Consider the following 10,225-nt stretch of genomic DNA (forward strand, 5'->3'; position numbering starts at 1 on the left):
CGGTGTCGTCGTTCTCGTCTCATCGGGAGCCACCGGCCATGGCTGAGATGGGCCCGCCTCTCGGAAAGAGCGTGTAGCGCGCTGGGCCTGTGTCAGGACGGGCTCGCTATCGTGCGATCGTGACCGGCTCCAAGCAGCGTCCACTGCTCTTCCTCGACGTCGACGGGCCGCTCATTCCCTTCGGTGCGCAGCCGCAGCAGTTCCCTGGCGGGTACCCGACGTACCAGACAGGTTCCGAACCGCTGGAGGCCGACGGGAATCCGCTTCTGGCCAGGATCGATCCAGGGCATGGGCCCCGGTTGGCGGCGCTACCGTGCGAGCTGGTCTGGGCCACGACATGGATGGCGGACGCGAACGAGAGCATCGCCCCGCTGATCGGCCTGCCGGAGTCGGCGGTCGTGGCCTGGCCGGAGCCGTCCGACCAGGATGAGCGGGATGAGCGCGACGGACTGCACTGGAAGACCCGCGCCCTCGTCGACTGGGCGGCAGGGCGCCCATTCATCTGGGTCGACGATGAGATCACGGATGTCGATCGGGCCTGGGTGTCCGCACACCATCGAGGACGGAGCCTGCTCCACCGTGTCGACGCCCGCCGAGGCCTCACCGATGCGGACTTCGTCGCCCTCGACGAGTGGTTGCGCGATGCTCGGGGAACGCCACAGCTTCGTGCCCTGCCGCCGGCGCCGGTACCCACTGTTGGAAGCGAGCGGGCCGGCGCTGATGAGGCCTTGGGAACCGTTTTCGATCACAGTGCCGTCGATGCAGCCCCCAGAGGTCTCCGCCCGGTTACCGGCCGTGGGGGAGGCGGTTCGGGTGGAAACCGATAACGCAGGCTCATCGGAACCGGTGTCACAGCCTGGCAGGCAGACCACCGGTCCGACGGCGACGCGATGAGAGCAGGACACTTCACATCGCCCACGAGTCTGACTCACCCAGGCGCGGCTCGCGCCGAGATCGCGGCTTACCGCAGCCGCCGACGGGCCTAACCGGAACAGAGCTGGGCGCGCAGGGTCTCGCCGACCCACCGTTCCCAGCGCTCCTGCGGCCAGCCGCGTTCGCGTACGAACAACAGGTACAGCTCGGGACTGAGCAGGCCGTACAGCAGGTCGGCGGCCTCTTCCACCGACACCTCCGGCCGCGCATCGGGCTTGCCGACGAGGGCCTTGGCCACTCCTTCGTGAACCAGGTATCGCGGATCGACGTCCTGCGGCCACAGACCGGCGACCTCGGGATCGCTCGCGGCCGCGGCTTCGACCATCTTCCCGATCGGCGCGAATCGCTCCAGAATCGACCGCGTACCCGCGACGAACGCGCTCAGCACGTCTTGTGCCGTGTCGGCGGCCAGCGCGTCCGTGTACCAGGGCCGGTCCATCGTGGCCACCGGCTCGTCGTCGCCCGCGATCGTGACGTCGACCAGTTCTTTCAGCAGGGCGCGCTTGTTGCCGAAGACGAAGTAGATCGTCTGAACCGCGACGCCGGCCCTGTCGGCGACGTCCTGAAGATTCGTCGCACCGTATCCGTCCTGCACGAACAGCTCGAGCGCCGCCCCCAGGATGCGTCGGCGGGTCGCCTGTGCCTTCTGTGCCCGCTTGCTCGTCGGCTTGACATCGCTCATGGCTAGAGTCTATCTCTAGATTTACTCACTAGAGTCCAACTCTAGAGTGGAGGCCTAGTGACGTACGTCATCCATCTCGGCACCGACCTCCAAGCGGACGAACAAAGCCACCGCAGACTCCGAATCGAGGAAACAGACATGATCGAGATTGAAGCGTTGACCAAGGTGTACGGCTCGGCGCAGGTCCGGGCGGTCGACGACGTGTCTCTGCACGTCCCCGCCGGATCGGTCTTCGGCTTCCTGGGACCGAACGGCGCGGGCAAGACCACGACCATCAAGATGCTGGCCGGCCTGCTGGCCCCCACCTCGGGCCGGGTCCGGCTGGGCGGCTTCGACGTGGCCCGGCAGCGCTCGGCCGCGATGGCACAGTTCGGCGCAGTGCTGGAAGGCTCGCGCAACGTCTATTGGACCCTGTCGGCCTGGGACAACCTGATGTACTTCGGCCGGCTCAAGGGCCTGCGCAAGGGCGAGGCCCGCGTCCGGGCACGGGAGCTGCTGACCAGACTCGGGCTGTGGGAGCGCCGCGACGACAAGGTCGGCGCCTTCTCACGCGGCATGCAACAGAAGGTGGCGATCGCCACCGCCCTGATCGCCGACCCGGCGATCGTGCTGCTGGACGAGCCGACGCTCGGCCTCGACGTCGAGGCCACCCGCACCGTCAGGGACTGGATCGCCGAGTTGGCCCGTGAGCAGGGAACCACGATCCTGCTCACCACCCACCAACTGGACGTGGTCCAGGAACTGTGTGACCGGGTGGCCGTCATACGCCAGGGACGGCTGGTGGCCGACCTGCCCACGCGTGAGCTGCTGGCCCGCTTCCGCGAACGGGACACCTACGAGATCCGCGTCGAGGGAGCGGCTCCGGCCGGGTTCGACGCGGTCATCCGCGAGGGCGTCGCCACGTTCAGCGTGCGGGTGAGCGACCCGAGCGAGGTGTACGACGTGGTCGAGCGGCTGCGCGCGGAAGGGGTCGTCCTGGAGTCGATGGCCCAGGTTCAGCCCGGCCTGGAGGACGTTTTCCTCTCCCTGGTCAAGGAGCCGTCCGATGCTTGACGTTCTCGGCGCGGAGATCGGCAAGGGCCTGCGAGTTCAACTGTCCCACCCGGTCGGCCACATCATCACGCTGCTGATGAGCACCACGATGTACCTCGGCCTGCAGTTCGTGCTGGGCCAGGGGCAGCTACGCGACGATCTGCTCCCGCAGACCCTCGTCGCGATCGGCGGCTACTGGTTCCTCCAGTACGCCGCTCTCGTGATGGTGGCCGACCTCATCGAGGAGAAACGCGCGGGCACCTTCGCCCAGACGCAGATGACCCCGGCGCCGCCCTGGCTGCCGATGCTCGGCCGGCTGATCACGGCCTCGGTGTTCGGTCTGACCGTGGCCGCCGTCGCCGCCCTGGTCCCGATGCTGGTGGCCGGGATCACGATCCCGCTGCGCTGGGCGGCGCTCCTGCCTGCCCTGCTGCTGGGGGTGAACGTGCTCGCCTTCACCTTCCTGCTTGCCGCCCTCGCTCTCGCCTCCCCGATGATCGGCGCGTTGCAGGCTCTGTTCACCGCGCTGGTGCTGCTGCTCAACGGCTCGTTTCTGCCGCTGGCCTTCTACCCGGACTGGCTGGCCGTTCTCGCCAGACTCCTGCCCACCACTCTGGGCGTCGAGGCGATCACCCGGACGCTGTTCGAGGGCCGGACCCTGGGCGAGATCTGGACCGGCGGCACCCTGCCACTGCTGATCATCCACACCCTCGCGCTCACCGTCGTCAGCGGCGTGCTTTTCGTCCGTAACCACCGCCGAGCCCTGGAGTCGTCATGATCTTCGCCCGCGGCTTCGCCGCAGAGGTCCGCAAGGGCCTGCTCAACCTCGTCGCCGGATGGCGCGAAGCCCTGATCCAGATGATCACGTTCCCGCTGTTCTACCTGCTCATCGTGCTCTTCATGGGACGCGGGCAGCTGCGCGCGGAACTCCTGCTGCCGACGCTGATAGGCATGGTCGCGCTGACCTTCATCCACGAGCAGGTCAACCGCGTGTTCTGGAGCTATCTGGGCGACATCCAGTCCGGCGTGCTGGAACAGACCTACCTGACCCCGCTGCCCTCGGCGGCGCTCATCCTCGGCCGTCAGGTCGCCGCCGTGATCTCTGCCCTGCCCTCCGTGCTCGCCGTCCTGGCCACCGGCGCGACCGCCATCGCCGTCCAAGGCGGGAAGGTGCCCTTCGACGCGCAGGTGGTGGTGCCGCTGACCGCCATCGTGCTGGGTACCTGCGGGCTCGCTCTCATCCTTTGCGGGCTCACCTTGGTGTTCAAGCGCATCGAGATCGTCACGCAGCTGTCCGTGGCCGTCTACGCCATCGCAGGCGGCACCCTGGTGCCCCTCGCCGCCCTGCCCGACCCGATCGCCTTCCTCAGCCGGCTGGTGGTCCCCATCTCCCCCGGTCTCGAGGCCATGCGTGACATCCTGCTCGACGGGCATTCCCTGGCCACGCTCTCGACCGGCTGGGGTCTCGGGTGGCTGCTCGCCCAGCCGTTGCTCATCACGGCCGCCGGGGTGGTCCTGTTCGTCCGGCTCGAACGACTCGCGAAACGCCGTGGCACTCTCGGCCGGTACTAGAACCCGGAGAAACACCATGACATCGGAAACCGTGACCCTGCGGCCGGTCGGCCAGGTGGTGGGCGGACGTAGCGAGATGTATGAAGACGACTGGGACGACGTTCGAGCGGTGATTCGGCTGGACGGCGAGTCCTTCACGCCATCGGCGGTGATCGGCTTGGAGCACTTCTCCCACATGGAGGTCGTATTCCACTTCGATCGGATCGACCCGGCCGCGGTGCACGGCGAGCCCCGTCCGCCGAGGGGCGATCCGAGCGCGGCACCCGTGGGGATCTTCGCCCATCGCGGACCGTACCGCCCGAACCGTCTCGGCGTCTCGCGCTGCCGCCTGCTCGCCGTGGACGGCCTTGACCTGCACGTCGCCGACCTGGACGCGCTGTCAGGCACACCGGTCCTGGACATCAAGCCCTACCTGGTCGAGTTCGCTCCCCGCCACCCGGTCACCCAGCCGGCCTGGGCCACCAAACTCATGAGCCGCTACTACTGAGGCCCATCACTCTCAGGGGAGGGCAATGCGGTCGCCGGAGTAGTAGCGACGAAGCGCTCACCGGCGACTCCCCGCCTGGGCCGCCGCGGCGACGCCCGGAGGCGCGCCGCGGCGGCGGGGAGACGCCTACTCCGCGTGCGGTGCCGTACAGGGGCGGCCGCCGCAGACGTCGACCACGACACCGTCCTTGAGGAAGCGCGCCTTCTGCGCCCGCGCCGTGGCGTCGGCCCGGGGGTCCTCGTGCGGGTCGACGCCGTACTGCTCACCGGCCGGCGGCGTGTTGGTCACTGGGGGAGCGGGCGTGCCGCTGTCCCACACGACCATCGCCGAACCCGCGTAGGGGCCGTGCGGCAGTGCCTTGATGCCCCAGTACGGGAAGACATCGGGGTTGCGGCCCTGCGCGATCGCCGGCTGGTGGATGCGTGCGCCCATCGTCCGGGCCTCGACCTCGGCGGTGACGTTCGCCACCTGGTGGTCGCCGAACGCCACGTGCGTGAGGATGCGGTGGCGGGGCGAGCCCGGCAGCGGGTCGTCACCGAGGTGCTGGGCGTACCCGTTGGTCTCGGCGCGGTCCCACAGGATCTGCTGCAGAGCGAAGCAGAGCTGCTGGTCGAGCTTGTCCGGGTAGTTGGCGTCCATCACCCCCTGGAAGGGCGCGAAGTCGACGCTGCGGTTGAGCAGCGTGCTGTAGTTCATGCCGGCGACGCCGAGCACGCCGAAGCGCACGTCGGGGGAGACGGCGACGGCGGCGCCGCCCGCGATGGCGCCCTGGCTGTTGCCGTCGTAGACCAGGTCGGCGCGCGAGTCGATCAGGGAGCGGCCCTTGCCGTCCTGGAACGCCTTGTCGCTCGCCAGCCCGTCCTTGGTGATCATCGTGCGGCCGAGAAACACGAAGTTGACCAGGCTCTGCTGGAGGCGGTCGACCACGGTGTCGAAGCGGGAGTAGTCGCGGAACACGCCGGTGACGTTCGCGATGTCCTCCGAGGCCATGCCGATCCAGGCGGTGGCGCAGAAGGTGAAGTCGTGTTCGCCGGCCATGGCGCGGACGTTGGACGCACGGACCTCGGACATGCTGCCGAGCAGGCCGTGCCCGTACAGGGACGGCCGCGCGGGCTTGGAGAACGCGGCCCGCGGGATCTCGCACTGGAACTGCGCGTGGACGTCGTCGCCGAAGCGCGCCGGATCACCGTGCGCGTCACGGTTGAGCTTGGAACCGGGCGGGCCTCCGGGCAGGTCGAGGTAGTTCGGCACCAGGAACTCGCCCTTGACCTCGCGCGCGATGTTGGCGTCCTGCTCGGGGGTGAAGTCGGTGATCGAGGTGACCGTGAACTTCGGCGACCGCCCGTGCAGGCCGCGGAGCGCGTCGTCACGCATGTCCAGCACCTGTCCGGCGATGCCCTGCTCGCTGGCGACGGTGAAGTCCCAGGCCAGGTAGAGGCCCTTGCCGCCCACCCCCGCGCGGCCGAGGTCCTTGAGGGTGCCGCGGAGCGCGTCCTGGCGCGCGGCGAGCGGGTCCCTGCGGCCCAGCTTGGCCCCCGCGAGGCGGGTGAACGTCGCGGGCGCCGCGATCCGGGCACCGGACGAGTCCTTGAGGTCGCGGAGGGCGACGGCGTAGTGGTGGCCCTCCAGGAAGTTCTTCGCCGGCCGGACGATCAGGGCCTGCCGCGCCGGGTCGGTGGCGTTCGCGTCGAGCTCCGCCCAGTACGGCCAGCGCTCACCGGTCCGGGTGTCCACGATGACGATCGGGGCGTCCCGTTTGAGGGACCGTCCGACATCGGTGACCGGCGCGGCCCCGGTCTTGGCGAGGTCCAGGCCCGGCACCTGGGCGAGGAGCATCGACCCCGGCGAGAAGCCGTCGGAGATGTTCCACGCGGCCGGGTCGATGGCCTTGCCCGCTGCGTTCTTGGGCGTCATCTCGTCGGTGAGGGCGAGCCGCAGGCCCGTCGGCGTGTGGGCGCTGGTCGTGTACCAGTCGTTCGGGAAGGGCAACAGGCATTCGGTTCCGGCGATCGGGTCGCATCCGCGGGTCGGGGGAGGCGCTGTGGGATGGGACGTCGCCGGGGTGGGGGTGGCCGACGTGGCCGCGGCGATCGCGGGCCCGGCGGAGCCCGCGATCATGGATGCCGCCACGGTAAAGATCGAGAACGCGCGTTGCAGGCGCACATGCCCTCCTGAGTCGCTATTGCTCCCTGGAAGGTGCCACGTTCCGCGAGGTTTGTGAGGAAAGTAGCCAAATTGCAAGCAACGAGGGTGGATGAGCGCTATCTGGCTGTTTCATGCCTGATACTCCCAGGAGTCGTTCCCTTGGCGCGGCCCTCCGGACACGACGCACCATGCGGCCAGAGCCATGCCTCTTGCTTGTCACCGGACGTCTTCTGTGCCACTTTTGCGGGGTCTCTGTGATCAAGGAGGGGTATGTCCCGCACGGGTTCGCACCGCCTTGGAGTCGCGGCGGTCCTGGTCGCCGCCGCCCTGATGCCCGTCACCGCACCGGTTGCGAACGCCGTGAGCACGGCTAACGCCGAGGGCGTGCACGCCGGGAAGGGCCTGTCGGCGACGATCCGCTACACCCGGTACGGCATTCCGCACATCGTCGCCCGCGACTACGTGGGCCTCGGGTTCGGTACGGGATATGCGGCCGCCAAGGACAACGTGTGCCTGCTCGCCCAGGGCGTGGTCACGGTGCGCGGTGAGCGTTCCCGCTACTTCGGGCCGGAGGCCGCGCCGGACCAATCGCTGTCATCGGCGACCAGCAACCTGGCCAGCGACCTGTTCTTCACCGAGGTCAACCAGAGCCGGGCGGTGGAGCGGCTGCTGGAACGGCCCGCGCCGTACGGGCCGAGCCGCGAGGTGCGGGAGTTGAGCCGGGGCTGGGCGGCGGGCTACAACAAGTTCCTGCGCGAGGGGAAGATCACCGACCCGGCGTGCAAGGGCGCCCCCTGGCTGCGGCCCATCACCGAGTTCGACGTGCACAAACGCGGGTACGCGATGGCGATGCTCGGCGGCTCCGGCCTGGTGATCGACCAGATGGCCGCGGCCAAGCCGCCCACGGGCGCCGTGCAGGCCGCCCCTGACGCCGAGAAGATCGCCGAGGCGGTGCGCGGCCTGAAAGCCGACGCCGACATGGGCAGCAACGCCATCGCCGTCGGCAAGGGCGCGAGCGCGAACGGGCGCGGCCTCCTCCTCGGCAACCCGCATTATCCCTGGCACACCGGCCGCCGTTTCTGGCAGATGCAGCAGACCATTCCCGGCAAGCTGGACGTGAGCGGCGGCGCCCTCCTGGGCTCGGTATCGGTGTCGATCGGGCACAACTCCACGTTCGCCTGGAGCCACACCGTCGCCACGGGCACCCCGTTCTCGCTCACCCAGCTCCAGCTGGTCCCCGGCGACCCGACCTCCTACCTGGTGGACGGGCGACCGGAGAAGATGACCCAGCGCCGCGTGACCGTCCAGGCCAAGCAGCCGGACGGTTCGGTCCGGGCCGTTACCGGGACGCAGTGGCGCACGCGGTACGGCCCGGTCGTCACCTCAGTGAGCTCCGTTCAGCTCCCATGGACGGCATCGAACGCGTTCGCGTTCAACGACCCCAACGCTTCCAACCTGCGTATCGCCGACACCTCGTTCGAGCTGGGCAGGGCCCGTACCACCGATGACGCCCTGCGCGCGCTCAAGCGCACCCAGGGCCTGCCGTGGGTCAACACCATCGCGGCGGACTCGCGCGGCAACGCCCTCTTCACCCAGTTCCAGGTGCTGCCCAACATCACTGACGAGTTCGCGGACCGGTGCAACACACCACTGGGCAAGGCCGTCTTCGCGTCGTCCGGAGCCGCGATCCTGGACGGCTCCAAGTCGTCCTGCACACCGGGTAAGGCACCCGGCGCACTGCAGCCGGGCATTCTGTCGCCGGACCGCTACCCCGTCCTGAACCGGCCCGACTACGTCACCAATTCCAACGACAGCTACTGGCTCACCAACCCCGAGCAACCCCTGGAAGGCTTCGACCGCATTCTCGGAACGGAGCGGACCACCCGTTCGCTCCGTACCCGCAGCGGCCTCGTCGCCGTCGAGGACCGGCTGAGGAAGGGCCGCTTCACCCGCGAGTCCATGCAGGAGCTGGTGTTCGCCAACCGCAACCACGCGGGCGAGCTGGCCGCCGAGGACACCGCCGCGATGTGCCGCCAGATGAACCTCGGCGAGCCCTGCGAGGTCCTGGCAGGCTGGGACCGCACGGCCAATGTCGACAGTAAGGGCGCCCTCCTGTTCGACCGCTACTGGCGCAAGGCGGCCCGCGCCTCCGACCTGTGGCGCGTGCCGTTCAACGCCTCCGATCCGGTGCACACCCCTCGCGACCTCAACACCGCCTCGCCCACCGTACGCAAGGCCCTCACGGACGCGATCGCGGAGCTCAGGGAGTCCGGGATCCCGCTCGACGCCCCCTTGGGTGAGCACCAGTACGTGACCCGCAACGGCGAGCGGATCCCGATCGGCGGCGGTACGGAGGCGCAGGGCGTCCTGAACAAGATCGAGGCGACCTGGACGCCCGGCAAGGGGTATACCGAGGTGCAGCACGGCTCCAGCTATGTCCAAGTGGTCACGTTCGGCCGCGGCCGCTGCCCGGACGCGCGCACGCTGCTGACCTACTCGCAGTCGGCCGACCGCACCTCGCCGCACTACGCCGACCAGACTCGCCTGTTCTCCAAGAACCAATGGGTGCGGGTACCGTTCTGCGCGGACGACATCAGGAGGGACCCCGCCCTCAAGGTGGTCCATCTTCGCTGACGTACGGCGCCATGCCACTCGAACTCGCGACTGCGGTTGTCTGTTGTTACGGCGATCTCGGCCTTTGGGGGACTCCATTTGGGGGCCTGTGCGGTGCCAGAACTCGTGCAGGCATCTGACCTGGCCTTCTATCCTCAGCGCTCGTGTTCCCTCGTCTCTTGTATCTGTTGATGGTCCGGTTGCTAGCCGAGGATGATCACCAGGGCTGGTACCTGGATCGAGCGGACGAGCAAGGTGTCGATGAGGACACCGATACCGACGGCGATGCCGACTTCTGCGACGGTGACGTCGGGAATTGGGCTAGCCCAGCGGGGTGCCTTTGATCCGGCAGACCTGACCGAAGCCTGCGCCTGGGGAACCCGGAAAGAAATTCGGGGCTGACGGGGAGGTGCCGGGTCGGCAAGGATTCAAAGAGAGGCAGGACCGCCATGAAGGAGGCCGGCCGTGTCGAAGATGATCGGGCCCACCGCCGATGTCAGGGGCGTGGTGTTGTGGCTGATCCCCGTGGCCGCGCTGGCAACAATCGCCAACCAGCAGCTGCATGGCAGGTGGCAGGCGATTTTCGGCGTACTGATCGGGATTGGGTGGGTCGCGCTGGGTGGGGTGGTCGCCGTCGGGCTGTTTGTGCAGCGGCCTGGGGGGCGCAGGAGCTGGAATATGTGAGCGCCTCAGCCGATACCGAGACCGCCTCGAAGGCGTCGCTGGATCTGGGCGCGATGCTCGCTGTCGAAGGTGACGTC

General features: G+C 68.7%; 10 protein-coding genes. 7 read left to right on the forward strand and 3 right to left on the reverse strand.

Annotation, left to right across the window (positions count from 1 at the left end):
* The first annotated feature begins 119 nt into the window (after positions 1-119).
* Positions 120-827, forward strand: coding sequence for an HAD domain-containing protein (locus HKK72_RS30635; RefSeq protein WP_187237921.1), 708 nt, complete (start codon positions 120-122; stop codon positions 825-827).
* Positions 828-982: 155 nt separating this feature from the next.
* Here the strand turns inward: HKK72_RS30635 and HKK72_RS30640 are convergent, their stop codons facing one another.
* On the reverse strand, positions 983-1,615 hold the full coding sequence (locus tag HKK72_RS30640) for a TetR/AcrR family transcriptional regulator (RefSeq protein ID WP_187237922.1): 633 nt from the start codon (positions 1,613-1,615) through the stop codon (positions 983-985).
* A 138-nt stretch (positions 1,616-1,753) separates the two neighbouring features.
* Here HKK72_RS30640 and HKK72_RS30645 point away from each other — a divergent pair, with 138 nt between their 5' ends.
* From HKK72_RS30645 to HKK72_RS30660, 4 genes are read left to right on the forward strand one after another with little or no spacing between them, the layout of a single operon-like run.
* Positions 1,754-2,668, forward strand: a complete 915-nt coding sequence (locus HKK72_RS30645) for an ATP-binding cassette domain-containing protein (RefSeq protein WP_187237923.1) — start codon at positions 1,754-1,756, stop codon at positions 2,666-2,668.
* Positions 2,661-3,425, forward strand: a complete 765-nt coding sequence (locus tag HKK72_RS30650) for an ABC transporter permease (protein ID WP_187237924.1) — start codon at positions 2,661-2,663, stop codon at positions 3,423-3,425. The genes HKK72_RS30645 and HKK72_RS30650 overlap by 8 nt, the downstream gene beginning before the upstream one ends.
* Positions 3,422-4,219 (forward strand): ABC transporter permease, encoded by a 798-nt coding sequence (locus HKK72_RS30655; RefSeq protein ID WP_187237925.1) that lies wholly within the window; start codon positions 3,422-3,424, stop codon positions 4,217-4,219. The genes HKK72_RS30650 and HKK72_RS30655 overlap by 4 nt, the downstream gene beginning before the upstream one ends.
* A gap of 16 nt (positions 4,220-4,235) precedes the next feature.
* Positions 4,236-4,706, forward strand: a complete 471-nt coding sequence (locus HKK72_RS30660; protein WP_187237926.1) for an SAM-dependent methyltransferase — start codon at positions 4,236-4,238, stop codon at positions 4,704-4,706.
* 126 nt (positions 4,707-4,832) lie between these two features.
* Here the strand turns inward: HKK72_RS30660 and HKK72_RS30665 are convergent, their stop codons facing one another.
* On the reverse strand, positions 4,833-6,869 hold the full coding sequence (locus tag HKK72_RS30665; protein WP_222721340.1) for a hypothetical protein: 2,037 nt from the start codon (positions 6,867-6,869) through the stop codon (positions 4,833-4,835).
* A 252-nt stretch (positions 6,870-7,121) separates the two neighbouring features.
* Between HKK72_RS30665 and HKK72_RS30670 the strand changes: the two genes are divergently transcribed.
* Entirely contained in the window at positions 7,122-9,485 is a 2,364-nt protein-coding gene (locus HKK72_RS30670; RefSeq protein ID WP_187237927.1) for a penicillin acylase family protein, read from the forward strand.
* Between the two features lie 182 nt (positions 9,486-9,667).
* Here the strand turns inward: HKK72_RS30670 and HKK72_RS42940 are convergent, their stop codons facing one another.
* Positions 9,668-9,892, reverse strand: a complete 225-nt coding sequence (locus HKK72_RS42940; RefSeq protein WP_187237930.1) for an MMPL family transporter — start codon at positions 9,890-9,892, stop codon at positions 9,668-9,670.
* Positions 9,893-9,929: 37 nt separating this feature from the next.
* On the opposite strand from HKK72_RS42940, the gene HKK72_RS30680 reads away from it, so the two are divergent.
* Positions 9,930-10,148, forward strand: coding sequence for a hypothetical protein (locus HKK72_RS30680; protein ID WP_187237928.1), 219 nt, complete (start codon positions 9,930-9,932; stop codon positions 10,146-10,148).
* Positions 10,149-10,225: the final 77 nt, after the last annotated feature.

Source organism: Actinomadura sp. HBU206391, assembly GCF_014323665.1.
In the GTDB taxonomy this organism is placed as follows: domain Bacteria; phylum Actinomycetota; class Actinomycetes; order Streptosporangiales; family Streptosporangiaceae; genus Actinomadura_C.

What these genes read in the sequence shown, in the direction of transcription:
- HKK72_RS30645 (WP_187237923.1), top strand. Translation starts at nt 1,754, where the DNA reads ATGATCGAGATTGAAGCGTTGACCAAGGTGTACGGCTCGGCGCAGGTC.
- HKK72_RS30660 (WP_187237926.1), top strand. Translation starts at nt 4,236, where the DNA reads ATGACATCGGAAACCGTGACCCTGCGGCCGGTCGGCCAGGTGGTGGGC.
- HKK72_RS30650 (WP_187237924.1), top strand. Translation starts at nt 2,661, where the DNA reads ATGCTTGACGTTCTCGGCGCGGAGATCGGCAAGGGCCTGCGAGTTCAA.
- HKK72_RS30655 (WP_187237925.1), top strand. Translation starts at nt 3,422, where the DNA reads ATGATCTTCGCCCGCGGCTTCGCCGCAGAGGTCCGCAAGGGCCTGCTC.
- HKK72_RS30670 (WP_187237927.1), top strand. Translation starts at nt 7,122, where the DNA reads ATGTCCCGCACGGGTTCGCACCGCCTTGGAGTCGCGGCGGTCCTGGTC.
- HKK72_RS30640 (WP_187237922.1), bottom strand. Translation starts at nt 1,615, where the DNA reads ATGAGCGATGTCAAGCCGACGAGCAAGCGGGCACAGAAGGCACAGGCG.